The following is a 20,817-nucleotide window of genomic DNA, read 5'->3' on the forward strand; positions in this document are numbered from 1 at the left end:
TCGGCCTCCTCAGAGCGGCCGCTTCCGGGCGCCCCCCGGACGGAACGAGCGGGAGCCCTGCCCCGGCGTCACCGTCCGCGGCCGGCCCGAGGCGGCGCTCGGCGACCCGTAGTACTGCTCGTCGTGCCGTCCGGGCGCGTCCTTGCCCGCCCGCACGTCCCGCCCGTCACCGGCGTCCGGCGCCGGACGCGGTGGTGCCGAGGCGGGGACCGGGGCGGACGTCGGGCCCGCCGGCGTCTCGGGGGCGCCGTGCCCGTGACCATGGCCGTGCCCGTGGCCGTGGCCCCGCTCCCCCGGGACGGTCGCGTTCGGGTCGACCAGCCGCGGCAGCTCCCGGGTGGCGATCCCGAGGTCGCGCTCGTACTTCGTCACGACGTTGAGCGTCTCGGCGAGGACCGGCGCGGACAGCTCGGTGACCCCGAGGACGGCGAGCGTGCGGGCCCAGTCGATCGTCTCCGAGATGCTCGGCGCCTTCCGCAGCTCGAGCTCGCGCAGCCCGCGGACCACCCCGACGAGCTGCTCGGCGAGGGCGTCGGCGAGCCCGGTGTCCTTGGAGCGGATGATCTCGAGCTCACGGTCGGCGGCCGGGTAGTCGAGGAAGAGGTGGAGGCAGCGCCGCTTGAGCGCCGCCGACAGGTCACGGGTGTTGTTCGAGGTGAGGACGACGAGCGGGTGGTGCTCGGCGGTGAAGGTCCCGACCTCCGGGACGGAGACCTGGAACTCGGCGAGCAGCTCGAGGAAGACGGCCTCGAGCGCCTCGTCGGCCCGGTCCACCTCGTCGATGAGCAGGACGACCGGCTCCGGCGAGGTCAGGGCCTCCAGGAGGGGACGCGGGACGAGGAACCGCTCGGAGAAGAAGACGCTGTCCTGGGCCGCGATCCGCTCGACGGCCGACGAGATGTCCGGGGCGTCCTGCACGACCTGCCCGATCTTGTCCCGGAGCATCTGGGTGTAGAGCAGCTGCTTGCCGTAGTCCCACTCGTAGAGGGCCTTGGTCTCGTCCTGGCCCTCGTAGCACTGCAGCCGCAGCAGCCGGCGCCCGGTCGCCGCGGCGACGCTCTGGGCGAGCTGGGTCTTGCCGACCCCCGCAGGGCCCTCGAGGAGCAGCGGCTTGCCGAGGGCGGACTGCAGGAACGCCGTCGTCGCCAGACGGTCGTCGGTGAGGTAGCCGACCCCCCGCAGCCGTTCGCGGGCGTCCTCGACGCTCGCGAAGGTGATCCCGTCGGCCCCGGTCGGGTCGACGTCGGTCTCGGGCAGCGGCTCGCTCGTCACGTGGGTCCTCCAGCTTCGTCGGTGGTGGCCGTGGTGCCGGTGCCGCCCGGCAGCGTCGTCGCGCGGCCGGGCGGCACCGGGGTCTCAGGACAGGAGGTCGTCGAGGTCGCCGTTCATGCAGTGCTCGACCACGGGACGCACCGTCTCGAAGGTGCACTCCTTGGCGTTGCCCGGGGTGCAGGCGTCGCCGAGGACGTGGTTGGTGATGCGGTCGACGTCGTCGGCGTCGCCGGTGATCGTCTTCGCGTTCTCGTAGAACTTCGTCGGGCCCTGGCCGAGCCGGTTCTTCGAGTAGCTGTCCGCGGTGACGTCGACGAACCGCTCGGTGATGCCCACGTCGCGCAGCAGCCGGATGGCGGCCTCGAGAGCGGCGTCGGCGGCCTGGACGTCGGTCATCCCGTAGGTGTCGACACCCATCGCCTCGGCCATCTCGGCGAACCGCTTGTACTGGGTCGGCATGTTGAACGCCCACACCCGCGGCAGCGCGATCGCGTTGTTCAGCCCGTGGTGGGTGTCGTAGAACGCCGACACCGCGTGGCTGATCGAGTGGATGATCCCGAGCCCGCCGGAGTTGAACGCCTGGGCGGCGATGTACTGGGCGTACATCATCCCCTCGCGGCCGGCGAGGTCCTGACCGTTCCACACGGCCTGGCGCAGGTTCTCCGCGGTGAGCTTGACCGCCCGCAGGGCGTTGCCCAGCGACGGCTCGAAGTTGAGCCGGGAGACGTACGGCTCGCTCGCGTGGGCGAGGACGTCGAAGCCGCACTGGGCGGTGTAGTCGATCGGGCAGTCGTAGTAGAGCACCGGGTCGTCGATGGCGAGCGTCGTCACCGACGCGTCGTCGAAGGCGACGTACTTGTGCGGGTTGTCCGGGTCGGTCGTGGTGTCCGTGATGACGTACGCCCACGACGTCTCCGACCCGGTGCCGGCCGTCGTCGACACCGCGATGTGCGGCGGGTTCTTCGGGTTCTCGGACTTGTTGAACCCCTCGAACTCGTTGACGTTGCGACCGTCGTGGGCGACCGCGACCCGGGCGCCCTTGCAGGCGTCGTGCGAGCTGCCGCCGCCGATGGAGACGAAGGAGTCGCACTCGTTGTCCTGGTACAGCCCCACGGCGTCCATGACGTTGTAGTCCTTGGGGTTGGACTCGACCTTGTCGTACACGACGACCTCGAGGCCGTGGTACTTCATCGACTCCACGATCTTGTGGACGATGTCGGTCCCCCGGAGGCCGGAGGTCATGACGAGCGTCTTGCGGAAGCCCAGCTTGAGGGCCTCCGGTCCGATCATCTCGTGCGCGCCGGGGCCCATGAGGGCCCGCGGGAAGGGGTGGAACTCCTTGATGGGGAACGGTTTGAGCAGCTCGTCGACCTGCATGGAACATCCTCCTCGTTGAGGCACGTCGTGGCCAGCGCCCCCGACGCTAGGGAGCGCCGTGCCCCGTGCCCAGACGAGGCCCGGGAAACCGCCCGCCCCGCCCGGCGGTCGCCCCCGCCTCGGACGGTGGGCCTCCCCCGCCGACCGGGTAGGCGTCCGCCTCACCCCTGCCCGGTCCGGCAGGCCGGGCCCGTCGTCTCGGGGGTGGGGGCGCGACGCCGGTGTTCCTAGCGTGTGAGCGAGGTGCCCGCGCGTACCCGCCGACACCACCGACGACGCTGGGAAGGAGCCGACATGACACCCGAGGAGACCACCGAGGCCACCGAGGTCGCCGAGACGGAGCAGGAGGACCTGCTCGCGGACGCTCTCGTCGAGGACGTGTCCATCGACGGCATGTGCGGCGTCTACTGAGGCGCCCGGCGTGCTCGAGCAGTCCTGGGAGCTGAACGGCTCGGTGGCGATCCGCCCCGAGCCGTTCGGCGCCCTGCTCTACGACTTCACCACCCGCCGGCTCACCTTCCTCAAGGACCCGCGCCTCGTCGCGGTCGTCGAGGGACTGCGCGACGCCCCGACCGTGGGCGACGCGCTCACGGCCGCCGGCGTCGCCGAGGGCGAGCGCCCCGGCTTCGACGCCGCGCTGCGCCGCCTCGCCGAGCAGCGGATGATCACGAGGAGGACCGCATGACCCTCGCCCCCGAGCGGCCCGCGACGACGCCCGCCACCGGCACCCGGCTCGTCGACCACTTCGAGCACGGTCTCGACGCCCCGATCTGCCTCACCTGGGAGCTGACGTACGCCTGCAACCTCGCGTGCGTCCACTGCCTGTCCAGCTCCGGGCGTCGCGACCCCGACGAGCTGACGACGCAGGAGTGCTTCGACCTCATCGACGAGTTCGAGGCGATGAAGGTCTTCTACGTCAACATCGGCGGCGGGGAGCCGACCGTCCGCCCGGACTTCTGGGAGATCGTCGACTACGCCGTCGCCCACCACGTCGGGGTGAAGTTCTCGACGAACGGGTTCCGGATCACCCCGGAGAAGGCGGCGCGGCTCGCCGCGACGGACTACGTCGACGTGCAGGTCTCCCTCGACGGGGCGACGGCCGAGGTCAACGACCCGATCCGCGGCGCCGGCACGTACGACGCGGCCCTGCGGGCGCTGGCCAACCTGCGCGACGCGGGGATGACCGACACGAAGCTCTCGGTGGTCTGCACCCGCGAGAACATCCCGCAGCTCGACCGGTTCAAGGAGATCGCCGACGAGTACGGCGCGACGCTGCGGCTGACCCGGCTGCGCCCCGCCGGCCGGGGCGCGGACGTGTGGCAGGACCTGCACCCCCTCCCCGAGCAGCAGCGCGAGCTCTACGACTGGCTCGTCGCGCACGGCGACGGCGTCCTCACCGGCGACTCCTTCTTCCACCTCGCGGCCTACGGCGACGCCCTCCCGGGCCTCAACCTCTGCGGGGCCGGCCGGGTGGTCTGCCTCGTCGACCCCGTCGGCGAGGTGTACGCGTGCCCGTTCGCGATCCACGACCGCTTCAAGGCGGGGTCCGTCCGCGACGCCGGGTTCGCGGCGGTGTGGCGCGACGCCCCGCTCTTCGCCGACCTCCGCTCCCCGCAGACCGGGGGCGCCTGCACGCGGTGCTCGGCGTACGACGCGTGCCGCGGCGGCTGCATGGCGGCGAAGTTCTTCACCGGCCTCCCGCTCGACGGTCCCGACCCCGAGTGCGTCAAGGGCAACGCCGCGGACGCCCTCGCCGCCGTCGAGGCGGGCACCCGCCCGTCGCCGTCGCAGGACCACAGCCACCGGGGCACCGTGCGGAACGCGCCGGTCCCGGTGTCCATCGGCCGTCGCCCCCCGGCGAGCCCGTGCGACGAGAGCCCCGTCGGGTCCTCCCGCGACGTCCCGGCCCTCCCCTGAGCCCGTGGACCTCGGCCGCCGGACCTCGCCGTCCGTGCCGGACGCGGTGACCATGCTCGTCCCGCTCGGTGCGGTGGAGCAGCACGGTCCGCACCTGCCGCTCGACACGGACACGACCGTGGCCGAGGCGGTCTGTCGCGGGGTCGCCGCGCGGCTCTCCGCCGACGGCCGCCCGGTGCTCGTCGCGCCGCCGATGCCCTACGGCGCGAGCGGGGAGCACGAGGGCTTCCCGGGCACCGTGTCGATCGGGACCGAGGCGCTGCGGACCGTCGTCGTCGAGCTCGTCCGCTCGGCCCGTCGCTGGTGCGGCCCGGTCGTCCTCGTCACCGGGCACGGGGGCAACGCGGACGCGGTGTCCGCCGCCGTCCGCCGGCTCCGCTACGAGGGACACGACGTCGCCTGGACCTCGTGCGCCGAGCCGGGCTGGGACGCGCACGCCGGTCGGGCGGAGACCTCGCTCCTGCTCACCCTGCGTCCCGAGGACGTCGACACCGACGCCGCGGTCGCCGGGCCCGACGCCCCGGTCGGCGACCTCCTGCCCGCGCTCCGGGCGGGGGGCGTACGAGCGGTCTCCCCGTCGGGGGTCCTCGGCGACCCCGCGGGCGCCGGGGCGAGCGAGGGACGGGAGCATCTCCGTCGGGTCGTCGACCGGGTCCACGGCCAGGTGACGGCGGGCGTCGCCGACGAGTACGGCCGCCTGGAGCGTCCGGTGCCCGCGGGGGCCCCGCGGTGACCGCCGTCCGGGCCACCCCGGCAGGCCCCGCCGCGGGCCGCGTCGCCGTCGTCGGCGGCGGGGCCCGCGGGATCGGCGCCGCCCTCGTGCGGATGCTCGTCGCCTCCGGGCACACGGTCGAGGTGCTCGACGCCGTCGACGGCGACACGCTCGGCTACCCCCACGCCGCGGCGGCCGACGTCGCCGTGCTCGAGGGGGACGGCGTGCGGTGCCATGCCGTCGACCTGCGTGACGCGGACGCCACCCGGGCCGCCGTCGACGACGTCGCCGCCCGGCACGGCCGGCTCGACGTCGCCGCCTCCACCGCCTCGGTCATCGTCGGGGGCACCCCGCTCTGGGAGACCCCGCCGGAGGTCCGCGACGCCCTCCTGGCCGCCGACGCCGCGACGGCGTGGAACCTCGCAGCCGCCGCCGTCCCCCACCTGCTGCACCGCCCCGCGCACGACCGACCCACCGTCGCCGTCCTCACCTCCGTCGCCGGCGAGCGCGGGCTCTACGGGCTGTCGGCGTACGTCGTCGCGAAGCACGCCGCCGTCGGGGTCGTCCGGGCGCTCGCCGCCGACCTCGTCGGCACGGCCGTCACGGCCGTCGGCGTCGCCCCGGGCGCCACCGACACGAGGATGCTCCGAGCGACCGCCGACCTCTACGGCCTCGACGACGTTGCCCCGCTCGCGGAGGACCAGCAGGGCCGGACCCCGATGACGCCGGACGAGGTCGCCGCCGTCGCCCTGCACGCCTGCACGGCAGGACGGGTCCTGCACGGCAGCGTGCTCGCCGCCGACGGGGGGTTCGGCCGTGTCTGACGCCCGTCCCTCCCCCGACGGCCTGCCCCTCGGGTTCCGGGTGCGCCTCGCCGACGACGCGCACCGGTGCGACGACGGTCGCACCCTCTTCGGCGGGTCCTCCGGTCGGCTCGTCCATCTGCGTCCGGCGGCGCTCGCCCGCATCGACGGGTCCGGGTCGGTCCGCGTCGAGGACCGCACGTCGGCCGCGGTCGCCCGGCTGCTCCTCGACCGAGGCCTCGCGCACCCCTGGTGGCCGGACGCCGCCGACGCGTCGCCGCCCGCCGACGTCACCCTCGTCGTCCCCGTCCTCGACCGCCCCGCCGAGCTCGACCGCCTGCTCACCGGGCTCCCCGGAGTGCGCACCGTCGTCGTCGACGACGGGTCGCAGGACCCGGCGGCCGTCGTCGCCGTGTGCCGGACCCACGACGCGCGGTACGTCCGCCATCCCGAGCGTCGTGGTCCCGCCGCCGCCCGCAACACCGGCCTCGCGGCCGTCACCACGTCGTGCGTGGCGTTCGCCGACTCCGACGTGGTCCTCGACGTCCGGGCGCTCGTCGCCCTGCGCCGCCACCTCGACGACCCGCACGTCGTCCTCGCGGCCCCGCGCGTCCTCGGCCTCGACGAGGGCCGTGGCGTCCTCGCCCGGTTCGAGGCCGCCCGCAGCTCCCTCGACCTCGGCGCCACCCCGGCGCGGGTCCACCCGCACGGCCGGGTGTCCTACGTCCCGAGCGCGATGCTCCTCGCCCGCCGCGATGTTCTCGGCGACGGCTTCGACGAGTCCCTCGAGGTCGCCGAGGACGTCGACCTCGTGTGGCGCCTCGCCCGGGAGCACACCGTCCGGTACGACCCCGATGTCGTCGTCCGGCACGAGCACCGCACGACGCCCCGTGCCTGGCTGCACCGCAAGGCGTTCTACGGCACCGGCGCCGCCCTGCTCGCCACGCGGCACGGCAGCGCCGTCGCGCCCGTCGTCATGGCCCCCTGGGCCGGGGTCGTCGCCGCCGCCCTGCTGGCCCAGCGGCGCTGGAGCCTTCCCGTCGCCCTCGCGGCGTGCGCCATCACCGAGGTCTCCCTCGCCCGACGGCTCGCCGGGTCCGACCGGCCGCACCGGGCCGCCGCCGCGGTGATGGCCGTCGGCCTGCACGCCACACTGACCCAGACCGCGTCCGCCCTCGTCCGCCACCACTGGCCGCTCGCCGTCGCGCTCGCACCGGCCTCGCGCCGGGCCCGGCGGGCGCTGGTCGTCGCCGCGGTCGTCGACGGGGTCCTCGACCACCGCCGGGTCCGCCCCGACCTCGACGTCGTCCGCTGGACCGCCCTGCGCCGCGCCGAGGACCTCGCGTACGGCGTCGGGCTGTGGGCCGGCTGCGCCCGCGAACGGTCCGCCCGCGCCCTCCTGCCCCTCGTCCGACGCACCGCGCGCACGAGCCCCGACCCCGACACCCCGCCGACGAGAGGTTCCCGATGAGCAGCACCGGATGGTTCGAGACCGTCGCCGAGGCACAGCGCCGCGCCGAGAAGCGCCTGCCGCGCTCGGTCTACAAGGCCCTTCTCGCCGGGTCGGAGCGCGGCCTCACCTACGACGACAACGTCGCCGCCTTCTCCGAGCTCGGGTTCGCCCCGCACGTCGCCGGCGGCGTCGCCGACCGGGCGCTCGGCACCCACGTCATGGGCGTCGACCTCGCCCTGCCGGTCATCATCTCCCCGACCGGGGTCCAGGCCGTCCACCCCGAGGGCGAGGTCGCGGTCGCCCGGGCCGCCGCGGCCCGCGGCACCGCCGTCGGCCTCAGCTCCTTCGGCTCCTTCCCCATCGAGGACGTCACCGCCGTCAACGACAAGACGCTCTTCCAGATCTACTGGTCCGGCGGCCGCGACGTCATCGAGCAGCGCCTGGACCGGGCCCGGGAGGCCGGCGCCAAGGGCGTCATCGTCACCCTCGACTGGACCTTCTCGCACGGCCGGGACTGGGGCAGCCCGACGATCCCCGAGAAGCTCACCCCGCGGGCCATGGCCTCCTTCGCCCCCGAGGTCGTCCGCAAGCCCCGGTGGCTGCTCGACTTCGCGCGGACCGGGAAGCTGCCCGACCTCACGACGCCCAACATGGCGGGCAAGGGCGAGAAGGGCCCGACGTTCTTCGGCGCCTACGGCGAGTGGATGACGACCCCGCCCCCGACGTGGGAGGACATCGCGTGGATGCGCGAGGCGTGGGGCGGTCCGTTCATGGTCAAGGGGATCAGCCGGATCGACGACGCCCGCCGGGCCGTCGACGCCGGGGTCTCGGCGATCTCGGTCTCGACCCACGGCGGCAACAACCTCGACGGGACCCCGGGTGCCATCCGGATGCTGCCCGGCATCGCCGAGGCGGTCGGCGACGACGTCGAGGTCGTCTTCGACTCCGGGGTGCGTCGCGGCGGCGACGTCGTCAAGGCGCTCGCCCTCGGCGCGAAGGCCGTGATGATCGGCCGCGCCTACCTCTGGGGGCTCGCCGCGAACGGCCAGGCCGGCGTCGAGAACGTCCTCGACATCATGTCCGGCGGCATCTCCTCCGCCCTCCTCGGGCTCGGCAAGGCCTCGGTCCACGACCTCACGCCGGACGACGTGCTCGTCCCGGACGGCTTCCGCCGCGAGCTCGGCGCCTGACCCGCGGCGTCCGGCCGTGCGACGCTGAGCAGGTGAAGAACTTCCTGCTCGGGGTCGTGACGACCCTCGCCGTGCTCGCCGTCGGTGGCGCCGTCCTGCTCGCCTCCCTCGGGTCCGGCGCGGAGCCGCTCGACCTCCCGCCGAGCGCCGCCCCGGCGACCCCCGCGCAGGCGCCGGACGACCTCGGTCCCCAGGAGACGTGGCTCGGGTCGGTCGACCTGTCGAGCCAGGGAGTCGTCGCGCCGGACGGCAGCCTCGCCGACGTGACCGCACAGGGCACCGGGGTCCGGTTCGGCCCCGATGGGCTGCGGGCGCAGCGCCTCGACATCGACGCGACCGTCCCGTTCGACGTCGTCGCCGAGCAGATCGGCGACGGGGTGCGCCTCTACGCGGCGAACGAGGGGCGCACCGGCATCGAGCGGACCGCCTCGGTCCTCGGCCGTGACGTGACGATCCGAGCGACGGCCGACGTCAGCGCCCAGGACGGCCGGCTCCTCATCGAACCCGCGACGGTCGACGTCGGCGGACCGTCCTTCCTCGACGCCGCGATCAGCGCCGTCGCCCGCACGCTCGTCACCTTCCGGCAGGACGTGCCCGGCGTCCCCGAGGGCATGGCTCTGCGGGAGGTGACGACCGGCGCCGCCGGCTTCGCCGTCACCCTCCAGGGCCGCGACGTCGTCGTGAACTGACGTCGCGGCCCCTGCGGGGGGTCAGCGGATCCGCCCCACGACCTCCACGCCGGTCGCCTGGACGACCCGCCCGAGGACGTCGTACGCGACGACGGCCACCTGGCCGGACCGCGAGATCGCCCCCGCGTCGCGGGCGTCCTTCTTCGACAGCCGCAGCACCTCGGCGTCGGCCAGGTCGGGGTACTGCGCCGCGAGCGTCGCCGGGAGCCCCGACGGGTCGAGCGTCAGCGGGAGCGAGGACCCGCCGACGGTCTCGGTGTCCAGCTCGAGCGACCCGGCCGGACCCCAGTGCAGGCGGTAGGTCCACGCGCCCCGGTCGTCGGGCAGGTTCCACGAGACGACCTCGGGGGTGAGCCACGAGGCGCGCGCCGTCGACAGGTCCGGGCCGACGTCCGGCACGAAGGTGTCGACGGTCAGGCTCGACGACGAGCGCTGGAACGAGACCGTCGTCGCCTCGCCCTCCTCGACGGTGAACGAGACCGGACCGGTCCCGTCGACCGACACCGACCACGTCCCCGCCGGGATGTCGACCGTCGTGAAGGAGTACGTGCCGTCCCCGTCCGGGTCCTGCAGCCAGGAGCGCATGCAGTCGGCGTCGTCGTCCGCGGCGCAGCCGAGCTCGGACTGGAAGTCACCCGTCGCGACGAGCACCGGGTCCAGCTCGCTGTTCGTCACCCACTTCGTCCGGTAGTCGAAGTAGAAGTCGACCGGTCCGCCGTCCGTGGCGTACGGGATGTCCGAGCCGTTGCGGTTGCCGCCGGCGCCGTAGTTCTCGTCCCACGAGCGGTCGATCGCCGCCTTGAAGGCGTACTGGCCGGCCACCGGGCTGAACGTGCCCTTCCAGACCCCGTCGTCGTCGAGGGTCAGCTGGATCGCGTCGCACGGCGGGTCCCAGTCGGCCGCGCAGCCGATCTCGCTGCCGTGGCTGCCGGGGACCGACACGGCGTCGGGCTGGGTGATGGGCCCGAGGTCGATGCCGGGGTCCGCGGGCGGCTGCGGCTGCCCGACGACGGCGCTCGTCGACGTCACGCCGAGGTCGCCGTCGTGGTCCCGGGCGACCGCCCGGTACTCGACGGGCGTGCCCTGGGCGAGTCCCCGGACGTCGTGGAAGACGCGGTAGGGCGCGTTGTCGTCGGTCCCGAGCGGGGTCCACTCGCTCGTGCCGACGGGCCGCCAGGCGAAGGTCACCTGGGTGAAGTCACCACCGGGGACGCTGACGCCGACCTCGGCGCGTCCCGTGACGATGCCCGAATCGCCCGGGGCCGTGAACACTGGCTCCGGGGCCTCCTTGTCGGGACGCAGAGGGCTGTTGGCCCGGTACACGACGGCCGACAGCGGCGGCACCGTCACGGTGACCCGGCCCTCGACGTCGGTCTTGAGGTTCTTCGGCGCCGAGGCCGGCCACACCGCCTTGAGCATGCTGCGCTGCGGCTGGAAGGTCGCGAACGTCGCGGTCTGCTCGGTGTCGGCGTTGTTGACGGCGACGACGTACTCGACGTTCTCGTCGGCGTCGATGCGGCTCAGCGCGAAGATCCCCGCCTCGTCGGAGGCGAACCGGTGGACCTGCGCGCCGTCGGCGAGCGCGGGGTGGTCCTCCCGCAGGGCCGCGAGGTCGGCGATGTGCTCGTACATCGGGTGCGAGGTGTCGAAGTTGGCGTCCGCGGTGCTCGCGTCGGTGCCGATGAGGTCGTAGGTGTCGTTGTGCAGCGCGACCTCGCTCGGGAACATGTCCTCGCGCGCCCGCTGGTCACCGATGCCGCCCGGCACGTCGGCCGGGGCCGAGAAGCCCTGCTCGTCGCCGTAGTAGACGACCGGCTGCCCGCGGGTCAGGTACATGAGCGAGTGCGCGAGCCGGTCGCGCTCGAGCAGCTCGGCGTCGTCCCACGTGCTCCCCTGCCGCAGGAAGCTGCCGACGCGACCCATGTCGTGGTTGCCGAGGAAGGTCGGCAGCGAGTAGGCGTTGGAGTCGACGTCGGTGAACCAGTCGTCGAGCGCGTAGAAGTCCCGCAGCTCGCTGGTCGGCGTGCCCTTGGCGAAGTTGACCCCGCTGCCCTGGAAGCCGAAGTCGACGGTCGCCTGCAGGCGGCCCTCCGTCGTGTACTGCGACATGAAGCGCGGGTCGGCGTCGTAGACCTCGCCGAACATGAAGAAGTCGTCGTTGCCGATCGACGCCGCATGGCCCTGCAGCGCGGGGCCGAACTGCTTCCAGAAGTCCATGTTCACGTGCTTGACGGTGTCGATCCGGAAGCCGTCGACGCCGGCGTCCTCGACCCACGTCTCGTAGATGTCGACCATCCCCTGGACGACCTCGGGCCGCTCGGTCCACAGGTCGTCCAGCGCCGACCGGTTGCCGGACGGGAAGTCGCCGTACTCGCTGTTCTCGCCGGAGAAGGTCGAGGTGCCCCGGTTGTGGTACATCGTCGGGTCGTTGAGCCAGTCCGGGACCTTGACCTCGGCGTCCTCCGGGGAGCGGAAGGTCGGGACGTAGGGGAAGGAGGTCTCGGCGTCGACCTCGGGGAAGTCGTCGCCGACCGTCGTGAAGTCCCGGTCGTCGAAGGGGGTGCCGTCGGCGTCGCGGTAGGGCTCCTGCGCCTTCGTGACGTACGGGACCTGGCCGTCGGCGTCGTAGGCGTCCTCGGGGTAGTCGAGGACGTCGGCCGTGTGGTTCGTGATGATGTCGAAGAAGACCTTGATCCCGCGCTCGTGGGCGAGGTCGATGAGGGTCTTCAGCTCCTCGTTCGTCCCGAGGTGCGGGTCGATCTGGGTGAAGTCGGTGATCCAGTACCCGTGGTAGCCGGCCGACTCCGTGCCCTCCTCGCCCTGGACGGGCTTGTTCTTGAACGACGGGGTCATCCAGATCGCCGTCGTCCCGAGCTCCTCGATGTAGTCGAGCCGCTCGATGATGCCCTGCAGGTCACCGCCGTGGAAGAACCCCTGGCTCGTCGGGTCGTGGCCGTGGTCCAGCCGGGTCCCCTCGATGCCCGCGGTGTCGTTCGACGGGTCCGCGTTCTCGAAGCGGTCGGCCATGACGAAGTAGAAGTTCTCGCGGGTGAGGTCCTCGCGCAGCCCGTCGCCGGCGAGCGCCCGGTCGGCGGCGGTCAGGCCGCCGGCGGGCGAGGCCGGGCCGACCGCGACGCGGTGCGTGGAGTGGTCGTACGTGAACCGCAGCTCGGCGTCCTGCTCGAGCGCGAGCGGGACGTTGCCACCGAGGTCGAACGTCGCGTCGCCGTAGCTCTCGTCCCAGGACCCGTCGAGCCGCACCTTCCACTCGTAGGAGCCAGCAGGGACCTCGAACACGCCGCTGAAGACGCCCAGGGAGCCCGCGACGGCGTCGAGGTCGGTCTCGGCGCACTCGGTGTCCCAGTCGGTGCCGCACCCGAGCTCGCTCATGAGCGAGCCCATGAGCGTGACGCGCTCCGGGACGTCGGTGTGGTCCGCGGCCGCCGGCAGGGCGGTGAGGAGCCCCGGCCCCGCGAGGAGCGCCGCTCCGGCGGCGAGGGCGGGCAGGCGTCGTACTCGGGGCATCGTCGCTCCTGGGGGTCGCGGGCGGGGTCGCCGCCCGGCTGGGGGGTCCGCAGGTGAACCTAGATGCGAAAACGCTTTACATGAAGACCCGGGACCCGGTCCTTGCGATCTCTTTACCCTCGTGCTCCCCACCCCCTGACCTGCCACGACGGACGGGTGGCGCCTCGCGCGGTCCCGGGGTGGGTCAGCGGGTCCGGGCGACCCGTCCCTCGTCCCACACCGGCTCGTCGCTGCTCGCGACGGTCCCGTCGGACCGGAAGACGAGGAAGCGGTCGAGCCCGCGGGCGAACCACCGGTCGTGGGTCACGGCGACGACGGTGCCCTCGAAGGCCTCGAGGGCGTCCTCGAGCGCCTCGGCCGAGTGCAGGTCGAGGTTGTCGGTCGGCTCGTCGAGCAGGAGCAGCGTCGCGCCGGACAGCTCGAGGAGCAGGATCTGGAAGCGCGCCTGCTGTCCCCCGGAGAGCGAGTCGAAGGTCTGCTCCCCCGCCGCCGCGAGGCCGTACCGGTCGAGCGCCCGGGCCGCGAGGTCGCGCGGCCGGCCCTCCCGGTGCTCGTCCCCGCGGTGCAGGATGTCGAGCAGGGACCTGCCGTGCAGGGCGGCGTGGTCGTGGGTCTGGGCGAACCAGCCAGGTCGGACCCGGGACCCGAGGACCACGCGACCGGCGTGCTCCACCGGCGCGGGGCGCACGTCCCCGACCGGCTCGTGCTCCTTCTCGGGATGGCTCCCGCCCGCGGCGAGCAGGCGCAGGAAGTGCGACTTGCCCGAGCCGTTGCTGCCGAGCACGCCGAGCCGCTCCCCGAACCACACCTCGTCGTCGAACGGCGCGACGAGCCGGGTGCCGTCGACCCGCAGCTCGAGCCCGGTCGAGACGACGGCGCGCTTGGCCGTCCGTCCGCCGCGCAGCCGCATCCGCACGTTCTGCCGGAGCGGCACGGCCTCGGGCGGGCCGGCCTCCTCGAAGCGCCGCAGCCGTGTCTCGGCGGCGTGCAGCCGCGGGGCCATGTCGGAGTTGTACGCCGCCTTCTGGCGGTACATGACGACGAGCGCCTTGAGCTTCGCGTGCTCCTCGTCCCACCGCTTGAGCAGCTCGTCGAGCCGGGCGTTGCGGTCCGCACGCGCCGCGTCGTAGGTCGCGAACCGGCCGGGGTGGACCCACACGGTGTTGCCGCCGCGGCCCGGCTCGAGCGTCGCGATGCGGGTCGCGACGCGGTCGAGGAGCTCGCGGTCGTGGCTCACGAAGAGGACCGTCTTCGGCGACTCGACGAGCCGCTCCTCGAGCCAGCGCTTCGCGGGGACGTCGAGGTAGTTGTCGGGCTCGTCGAGGAGGAGGACCTCGTCCGGACCGCGGAGCAGGGCCTCGAGGACGAGACGCTTCTGCTCGCCGCCGGACAGCGTCGTCACCTGCCGCCACTGGGCCCGCTCGAACGGCACACCGATCGCCGCGACGGTGCAGACGTCCCAGAGCGTCTCCCACTCGTAGCCGCCGACGTCGCCCCAGTCGGAGAGGGCCTGGGCGTAGTCGAGCTGGTCCTGCTCGGTGTCGCGCTCCATCATCGCGAGCTCCGTGCGGTCGATCTCGGCCGCGGCCCGGCGCACCGGGTCCGGGGCGACGGAGACGAGGAGGTCGCGCACCGTCGAGTCGTCGCGGACCGCCCCGATGAACTGCCTCATGACGCCGAGCCCGCCGCTGCGGGTCACGGCGCCGTCCTGCGCCGCCAGGTCACCGGCGAGGATCCGCAGGAGGGTCGTCTTGCCCGTCCCGTTGGGTCCGACGAGGGCGACCTTGGCGCCCTCGCCGACGCGGAAGGTCACCTCCCGCAGGAGGGGCCGGCCGTCCGGCAGCGAGAAGCCCACGGCTCCGACGTCGAGATGTCCCACGAGCGACCAGTGTCCCCGACGACGGGCCTGCGATCGAGCGCTTTCCGGCGCCGCTCAGCCGCGGGCGTCGAGCTCGGCGACCCGCCGGACCGGTGCCGTCGCCCGGTACGAGGACTCGAGGAGCTCGGCGACCTCGTCCCAGTCGACGGCCTCCCCCTGCAGGTCGAGCGCGAGCCAGCCGTAGGCGCCCTCGTAGCCGGGGACGACGAACCGCGGGTCGTCGAGCAGGGCCGGCCGCTCGGCGTCGTCGGGGAGGAAGACGAGCGCGCGCCGCAGGGCGTGCGAGCCGTGGTCGCCCTTGATCACCCCGCCGAAGATCGCGAAGACCTTCTTCGTGAAGAACGTCGGCCGCCCGTGGCTGACCTTCTCGTCCGCGCCGGGCAGTGCCAGCGCCAGCGAGCGCAGCCGGGCGAGCAGCGGGTCGTCCTCGTCGAACCTCGGCGGGTGCGCCATCGCCCCAGGCTAGGCCCCGGCAGCGTCGTCCGGCAGGGTCCGCGTCGCCCGGGACTCCTGCGCGCGGGCGGCGAGCTCGTCGTCCGCCGGGTAGGCCACCTCCTCCAGGGACAGCCCGTGCGCCGGCATCACCCTGACCCGGGGGTCGCGCACCCCTCCCGTGAGGACCGCTGCGGGGAACCCCGCGTCCTCCCGCCCCTCCCCCACCGGCACGACGCCGCCGACGAGCGCCCGGACCATCGAGTGGCAGAACGCGTCGGCGACGACCGTGCCGAGGAGCACGCCGTCGGCGTCCCGCCGCCAGCCGTACTCGAGGAGGGTACGGACCGTCGTCGCGCCCTCACGCCGCTTGCAGAAGGCCGCGAAGTCGCGCAGTCCGACGAGCCCGCCCGCCGCCGCGTCCATGGCCGCCGCGTCGAGGCGCCCACGGACCCGCACCGTGTCGAGCCGGCGCAGCGGGTCGTGGCGGGCGTCGTCGTCGGCGAGCCGGTAGAGGTAGCGCCGGCGCAGGGCGGAGAACCGGGCGTCGAAGCCGTCCGGCGCGACGGTGACCCTCCGGACGACGACGTCGACGGGCAGCACCCCACGCAGCCGTGTCACGGCGGCCTCCTCCGGGGCGCGGTCCGACCGTCCCGGCAGGGCCCGCCACGCCACGGCGTCGACGTCGGCGTGCGCCACCTGCCCGCGGGCGTGCACGCCGGCGTCGGTGCGCCCGGCAACGGTGAGACGGACAGGTTCCGGGGACCGCAGCACGGTCGTCAGCGCGTCGGACAGCACCCCCTCGACGGTCCGCCGTCCGGGCTGGGTCGCCCACCCCGAGAAGCCCGTGCCGTCGTAGGCGAGGTCGATCCGCAGCCGCACCGTCACGCGGGTCAGGCTAGCCGCGCGGACTCACCCGGCGGGCACGGGCACGACGACGGTGCTCCCGCCGTACCCGTTCGCGCTGTCCCGCCCCTCGACCCTGACCTCGTCGACGCCCTCGGGGATCGCCAGTCCGGACTGGGTCCGGGTGAACGGCTGCTCGTCCGCGTGGTCGTGCGCGAGCTCGTGGGTCCCGAGCTCGTTCCCCTCCTCGTCGAGCACGCGCCATCCGTCGGCGTACCGCTCCGGGGTGTCGTACGGCGAGGAGACCGTCACCGCGAGGGACCAGGTGCCACCCTCCTCCGGCGTGAGCTCCGCGGTCTCGACGTCGGGGAAGCGCTGGTCGGTGTCCACGGTCGTCGGCCCGGGGCTCTCCCCCGGCGCCGGCGAGATGCCGCCGCCGGACGCGTCACCGCCACCACCGCAGCCCGCGAGGACCGCGGCGCCCACGAGGGCGACGAGGAGGGACGCGGGGCGGGCGGGCATCCCCCGACGATATCGGCCGGGACGCGGCGAGGGCCGCCTCCCCGGTGGGGAGACGGCCCTCGCTCGGCGGGTGCGACCCGTGGCGTCAGGAGCCGGCCTTGGTGAAGCCCGCGGCCTCGGCGTCCTCGGCGGTCCTGAACCAGACCTCGGCGACGGTCTGCTCGTACCACTGGCCGTCGGGCTCGTGGAACTTCATCGAGTTGGCGTTGCCCTTGACGACGTACGCCTCGTCGGGCGACGAGCCGTCCTCGTTCGCGGCGACGGCGCCCTCGGGCACCTCGGTCGTCGCGTCCGTGGTCTCGGCCTCCTCCGCCGCCGGGGTCTCGGCGGCGGCCTCGGCCGCGTCCCGGTCCTTGGCCGAGCGCTTCGTCGCGGCCTCGGCCTCCTTGACGGTGGCCTTCTTCGCGACGGGCTCGCGGACGAGCTCGATGACGGCCATCGGGGCGTTGTCGCCCTTGCGCGGCCCGATCTTCGTGATGCGGGTGTAGCCGCCGTTGCGCTCGGCCATGTCCGGCGCGATCTCGACGAAGAGACGGTGGACGACACCCTTGTCGCGGACGACCGCCATGACCCGGCGACGGGCCGAGAGGTCACCCCGCTTGGCGAAGGTGACGAGCCGCTCGGCGAGGGGGCGCAGGCGCTTGGCCTTGGCCTCGGTCGTCGTGATGCGGTCGTGCTCGAAGAGCGACTGCGCGAGGTTGGCGAGGATGAGCCGCTCGTGCGCGGGACCGCCTCCGAGACGGGGACCCTTGGTGGGCGTGGGCATGGTTGATTCTCCTTGGTGACAGTGCCGGGAGGGCGGTGGCTCAGAGCTGCTCGTCCTCGGCGAACGCCGAGTCGTCCTCGCCCTCTCCGAAGGTGAAGTCGTCGTAGCGGTCGGCGATCATGCTCGGGTCGAACCCGGGGGGGCTGTCCTTGAGCGCCAGGCCCATGCCCGCGAGCTTCGCCTTGACCTCGTCGATCGACTTGGCACCGAAGTTGCGGATGTCGAGCAGGTCGGCCTCGCTGCGGCCGACGAGCTCACCCACGGTGTGGATCCCCTCGCGCTTGAGGCAGTTGTAGGACCGGACGGTGAGGTCGAGGTCCTCGATCGGGAGCGCGAGGTCCGCGGCGAGCGCGGCGTCGGTCGGCGACGGGCCCATGTCGATGCCCTCGGCCTCGACGTTGAGCTCGCGGGCCAGGCCGAAGAGCTCGACGAGGGTCTTGCCGCTGGAGGCGAGCGCGTCGCGCGGGGCCATCGAGCTCTTCGTCTCGACGTCGACGACGAGGCGGTCGAAGTCGGTGCGCTGCTCGACACGGGTCGCCTCGACCTTGTACGTGACGGTGAGGACCGGGCTGTAGATCGAGTCGACCGGGATCCGGCCGATCTCCTGGTCGCCCGCCTTGTTCTGGACGGCCGAGACGTAGCCGCGGCCGCGCTCGACGGTCAGCTCCATCTCGACGGTGCCCTTGTCGTTGAGCGTCGCGATGTGCAGGTCCGGGTTGTGCACCTCGACACCGGCCGGCGGCGCGATGTCCGCGGCGGTGACGGCGCCCGCACCCTGCTTGCGCAGGTACATGACGACCGGCTCGTCGTGCTCGGAGGAGACGACGAGGCTCTTGATGTTGAGGATGATCTCGGTGACGTCCTCCTTGACGCCCGGGATCGTCGAGAACTCGTGGAGCACGCCGTCGATGCGGATGCTCGTGACGGCCGCGCCCGGGATGCTCGAGAGCAGGGTGCGACGGAGGCTGTTGCCGAGCGTGTAGCCGAAGCCCGGCTCGAGCGGCTCGATGACGAAACGGCTCCGGTACTCGGAGACGACGTCCTCACTGAGGACGGGACGCTGTGCGATGAGCACGGTGGTTCTTCCTTCCCACGGGCGACCGCTATATGACGCCGCGTGAACGCCGGGCACCATCCCGGCACCCGCCCCGGCTCGGTCCGCGGGACGGGCGGCGTCCGCGGCGGCGCCGGCCGGGTGGGGCCGGCGCCGTCGCGGACGTCAGGTCAGTTCTTGGAGTAGAACTCGACGATGAGCTGCTCGGTGAGCACCGTGTCGATCTGCGCACGGGTCGGCAGCGAGTGGACGAGGATCTGCAGCGAGCCGGGGACGACCTGCAGCCAGGCCGGGGTCGGCCGGTCGCCGAAGGTCTCGCGGGCGAGCTGGAACGGCAGCATCTCGACCGACTGCTTGCGCACCGTGACGATGTCGAACTGCTCGACCCGGTAGCTCGGGACGTCGACGCGCACGCCGTTGACCTCGAAGTGGCCGTGCGTCACGAGCTGACGGGCGGCGCGACGGGTCCGGGCCAGCCCGGCGCGGTAGACGACGTTGTCGAGCCGGGACTCCAGGATCGTGAGGATGTTCTCGCCGGTCTTGCCGGGGCGGTTGGCCGCCTCCTTGTAGTACCGACGGAACTGCTTCTCCATGACCCCGTAGGTGAAGCGGGCCTTCTGCTTCTCCTGGAGCTGGGTCAGGTACTCCTTCTCCTGCATCCGGCGACGGCCGTGCTGGCCGGGCGGGAAGGGGCGCAGGTCGAAGTTCTTGTCACCACCGACGAGGTCGGTCTTGAGGCGACGCGACTTCTTCGTGATGGGTCCGGTGTAACGGGCCATGTCTCTCTCTTACCTTTCGCGAAGTCTGTCGGCGCTCAGACGCGGCGGCGCTTGGGCGGGCGGACGCCGTTGTGCGGCTGCGGGGTGACGTCCTGGATCGAGCCGACCTCGAGGCCGGCCGCGGTCAGGGAGCGGATGGCGGTCTCGCGACCGGAGCCCGGGCCCTTGACGAAGACGTCCACCTTGCGCATTCCGTGCTCCATGGCACGGCGCGCGGCGGCCTCGGCGGCGGTCTGCGCGGCGAACGGCGTGGACTTGCGGGACCCCTTGAAGCCGACCTGGCCCGCGGAGGCCCAGGAGATGACGGCACCGGTGGGGTCGGTGATCGAGATGATCGTGTTGTTGAACGTGCTCTTGATGTGGGCCTGGCCCACGGCGACGTTCTTCTTCTCCTTGCGGCGCACCTTCTTGGCGCCGGTACTGCGGCCCTTGGGAGGCATGTGTGTTCTCCTACGAAGTCTTCGGGTGAGGTGGCGTGACGCGCGTCAGGCGCAGGTCACTTACCGGCCTTCTTCTTGCCGGCCACGGTGCGCTTCGGGCCCTTGCGGGTACGCGCGTTGGTCTTGGTCCGCTGGCCGCGCACCGGGAGGCCCCGGCGGTGACGGAGGCCCTCGTAGGAGCCGATCTCGACCTTGCGGCGGATGTCCGCGGCGACCTCGCGCCGCAGGTCACCCTCGACCTGGAGGTTGTCGTCGATCCAGTCGCGCAGCTTGACCAGGTCGTCGTCACCGAGGTCCTTGACCCGGGTGTCCGGGCTGACGCCGGTGGCCGCGAGGGCCTTCTGTGCGCTCGTGCGACCGACACCGAAGATGTAGGTCAGTGCGACCTCGGCGCGCTTGTCGCGCGGGAGGTCGACTCCCATCAGTCGTGCCATGGGGATGGTTTCCTTCTCGTGATGTCCGGAGGTCTGGTGCAACACCGGTCCGGCCCATCCTGGTCCGGTCCCCGGCCTCCGGGCCGGGGGTGACGTCCCGCGCCCACCTGCGATCCAGGTGGCCCGTCGGGGGTCGGGTGCTGCGTGCTTCTGGTGTGGTGCGTCCGGTCGAGATCGGTGACCTCGTGCCGTGACCTGCGTCTGACCGGGGTCAGCCCTGGCGCTGCTTGTGGCGCGGGTTGTCGCAGATCACCATGACCCGCCCGTTACGGCGGATCACCTTGCACTTGTCACAGATCTTCTTGACGCTCGGCTGAACCTTCATGTCGCCTTTGCTGTCTCGTCGGTCTGTCTCAGCGGTAGCGGAAGACGATGCGGCCGCGGGTCAGGTCGTACGGGCTCAGCTCCACCACGACCCGGTCCTCGGGGAGGATCCGGATGTAGTGCTGTCGCATCTTGCCGGAGATGTGCGCGAGCACCTTGTGACCGTTCGTCAGCTCGACCCGGAACATCGCGTTCGGGAGTGCCTCGACGATCGTGCCCTCGATCTCGATGACGCCGTCCTTCTTGGCCATACCCTCTCAATCCGCCAGGTGGGCAGCCCTTCGTCGGTCGGACCACCCATGGAAATCGGCCCCGTGCCCACCTCGCAGGATGCACCCACGCATGCGCACACGTGACCGACGTTCAATGATAGGGCAGGGCGCCCCGTGCGGCGAAATCCGGG

Annotated in this window: 22 protein-coding genes; 8 read left to right on the forward strand and 14 right to left on the reverse strand. The window is 73.0% G+C overall.

Going from position 1 to position 20,817, the window contains the following annotated elements:
- Nucleotides 1-9: 9 nt before the first annotated feature.
- The gene (locus tag KC207_RS07000) at nt 10-1,272 is read right to left on the reverse strand and encodes an AAA family ATPase (protein WP_249138612.1); all 1,263 of its coding nucleotides are present in this window, start codon (nt 1,270-1,272) and stop codon (nt 10-12) included.
- Nucleotides 1,273-1,356: 84 nt separating this feature from the next.
- The gene (gene mdo, locus KC207_RS07005) at nt 1,357-2,649 is read right to left on the reverse strand and encodes an NDMA-dependent methanol dehydrogenase (RefSeq protein ID WP_211602292.1); all 1,293 of its coding nucleotides are present in this window, start codon (nt 2,647-2,649) and stop codon (nt 1,357-1,359) included.
- Nucleotides 2,650-2,943: 294 nt separating this feature from the next.
- Here mdo and mftA point away from each other — a divergent pair, with 294 nt between their 5' ends.
- The 8 genes from mftA to KC207_RS07045 are packed head-to-tail and all read left to right on the forward strand — an operon-like array spanning nt 2,944 to nt 9,413.
- On the forward strand, nt 2,944-3,060 hold the full coding sequence (mftA, locus tag KC207_RS07010) for a mycofactocin precursor MftA (RefSeq protein ID WP_211602293.1): 117 nt from the start codon (nt 2,944-2,946) through the stop codon (nt 3,058-3,060).
- Between the two features lie 10 nt (nt 3,061-3,070).
- Nucleotides 3,071-3,334, forward strand: coding sequence for a mycofactocin biosynthesis chaperone MftB (gene mftB, locus KC207_RS07015; RefSeq protein ID WP_211602294.1), 264 nt, complete (start codon nt 3,071-3,073; stop codon nt 3,332-3,334).
- The gene (gene mftC / locus KC207_RS07020) at nt 3,331-4,566 is read left to right on the forward strand and encodes a mycofactocin radical SAM maturase (RefSeq protein ID WP_211602295.1); all 1,236 of its coding nucleotides are present in this window, start codon (nt 3,331-3,333) and stop codon (nt 4,564-4,566) included. The genes mftB and mftC overlap by 4 nt, the downstream gene beginning before the upstream one ends.
- 4 nt (nt 4,567-4,570) lie before the next feature.
- Nucleotides 4,571-5,299 carry a mycofactocin biosynthesis peptidyl-dipeptidase MftE gene (gene mftE, locus KC207_RS07025; protein ID WP_211602296.1) on the forward strand — a complete coding sequence of 243 codons (729 nt, stop codon included), beginning with the start codon at nt 4,571-4,573 and terminating at the stop codon, nt 5,297-5,299.
- The gene (locus KC207_RS07030) at nt 5,296-6,102 is read left to right on the forward strand and encodes a mycofactocin-coupled SDR family oxidoreductase (protein WP_211602297.1); all 807 of its coding nucleotides are present in this window, start codon (nt 5,296-5,298) and stop codon (nt 6,100-6,102) included. Before mftE ends, KC207_RS07030 begins: the two co-directional genes overlap by 4 nt.
- Nucleotides 6,095-7,552: a mycofactocin biosynthesis glycosyltransferase MftF gene (gene mftF, locus KC207_RS07035; RefSeq protein WP_211602298.1), complete on the forward strand. Its 1,458-nt coding sequence runs from the start codon at nt 6,095-6,097 to the stop codon at nt 7,550-7,552. The genes KC207_RS07030 and mftF overlap by 8 nt, the downstream gene beginning before the upstream one ends.
- Nucleotides 7,549-8,724, forward strand: coding sequence for a pre-mycofactocin synthase MftD (gene mftD, locus KC207_RS07040; RefSeq protein WP_211602299.1), 1,176 nt, complete (start codon nt 7,549-7,551; stop codon nt 8,722-8,724). Before mftF ends, mftD begins: the two co-directional genes overlap by 4 nt.
- Before the next feature lie 32 nt (nt 8,725-8,756).
- Entirely contained in the window at nt 8,757-9,413 is a 657-nt protein-coding gene (locus tag KC207_RS07045) for an LmeA family phospholipid-binding protein (protein WP_211602300.1), read from the forward strand.
- A 21-nt stretch (nt 9,414-9,434) separates the two neighbouring features.
- On the opposite strand, the gene KC207_RS07050 is transcribed toward KC207_RS07045, so the two are convergent.
- The 12 genes from KC207_RS07050 to infA all read right to left on the reverse strand — a co-directional run bounded on the left by KC207_RS07050 (nt 9,435) and on the right by infA (nt 20,665).
- Nucleotides 9,435-12,938, reverse strand: coding sequence for an alpha-amylase family glycosyl hydrolase (locus tag KC207_RS07050; protein ID WP_211602301.1), 3,504 nt, complete (start codon nt 12,936-12,938; stop codon nt 9,435-9,437).
- A gap of 184 nt (nt 12,939-13,122) precedes the next feature.
- Nucleotides 13,123-14,817 carry an ABC-F family ATP-binding cassette domain-containing protein gene (locus tag KC207_RS07055; RefSeq protein ID WP_211602302.1) on the reverse strand — a complete coding sequence of 565 codons (1,695 nt, stop codon included), beginning with the start codon at nt 14,815-14,817 and terminating at the stop codon, nt 13,123-13,125.
- A 54-nt stretch (nt 14,818-14,871) separates the two neighbouring features.
- Nucleotides 14,872-15,270: an MmcQ/YjbR family DNA-binding protein gene (locus KC207_RS07060; protein WP_211602303.1), complete on the reverse strand. Its 399-nt coding sequence runs from the start codon at nt 15,268-15,270 to the stop codon at nt 14,872-14,874.
- A gap of 9 nt (nt 15,271-15,279) precedes the next feature.
- Nucleotides 15,280-16,131: a tRNA pseudouridine synthase A gene (locus KC207_RS07065; protein WP_211602357.1), complete on the reverse strand. Its 852-nt coding sequence runs from the start codon at nt 16,129-16,131 to the stop codon at nt 15,280-15,282.
- Nucleotides 16,132-16,161: 30 nt separating this feature from the next.
- Complete coding sequence (locus KC207_RS07070; RefSeq protein WP_211602304.1) at nt 16,162-16,617, reverse strand: hypothetical protein; 456 nt, start codon at nt 16,615-16,617, stop codon at nt 16,162-16,164.
- 85 nt (nt 16,618-16,702) lie between these two features.
- Nucleotides 16,703-17,383, reverse strand: a complete 681-nt coding sequence (rplQ, locus tag KC207_RS07075) for a 50S ribosomal protein L17, sunset domain variant (RefSeq protein ID WP_211602305.1) — start codon at nt 17,381-17,383, stop codon at nt 16,703-16,705.
- 40 nt (nt 17,384-17,423) lie between these two features.
- Nucleotides 17,424-18,458, reverse strand: a complete 1,035-nt coding sequence (locus KC207_RS07080; protein ID WP_211602306.1) for a DNA-directed RNA polymerase subunit alpha — start codon at nt 18,456-18,458, stop codon at nt 17,424-17,426.
- A 149-nt stretch (nt 18,459-18,607) separates the two neighbouring features.
- Nucleotides 18,608-19,216 (reverse strand): 30S ribosomal protein S4, encoded by a 609-nt coding sequence (gene rpsD / locus KC207_RS07085; protein WP_211602307.1) that lies wholly within the window; start codon nt 19,214-19,216, stop codon nt 18,608-18,610.
- A 35-nt stretch (nt 19,217-19,251) separates the two neighbouring features.
- Nucleotides 19,252-19,656 carry a 30S ribosomal protein S11 gene (gene rpsK / locus KC207_RS07090; protein WP_211602308.1) on the reverse strand — a complete coding sequence of 135 codons (405 nt, stop codon included), beginning with the start codon at nt 19,654-19,656 and terminating at the stop codon, nt 19,252-19,254.
- A 56-nt stretch (nt 19,657-19,712) separates the two neighbouring features.
- Nucleotides 19,713-20,090: a 30S ribosomal protein S13 gene (gene rpsM, locus KC207_RS07095; protein ID WP_211602309.1), complete on the reverse strand. Its 378-nt coding sequence runs from the start codon at nt 20,088-20,090 to the stop codon at nt 19,713-19,715.
- Nucleotides 20,091-20,301: 211 nt separating this feature from the next.
- On the reverse strand, nt 20,302-20,415 hold the full coding sequence (rpmJ, locus tag KC207_RS07100; protein WP_166099899.1) for a 50S ribosomal protein L36: 114 nt from the start codon (nt 20,413-20,415) through the stop codon (nt 20,302-20,304).
- A 28-nt stretch (nt 20,416-20,443) separates the two neighbouring features.
- Nucleotides 20,444-20,665 (reverse strand): translation initiation factor IF-1, encoded by a 222-nt coding sequence (infA, locus tag KC207_RS07105; RefSeq protein ID WP_006946284.1) that lies wholly within the window; start codon nt 20,663-20,665, stop codon nt 20,444-20,446.
- Between the last annotated feature and the right edge of the window lie 152 nt (nt 20,666-20,817).

The sequence above is a fragment of the Phycicoccus avicenniae genome (genome assembly GCF_018139485.1).
In the GTDB taxonomy this organism is placed as follows: Bacteria; Actinomycetota; Actinomycetes; order Actinomycetales; family Dermatophilaceae; genus Phycicoccus; species Phycicoccus avicenniae.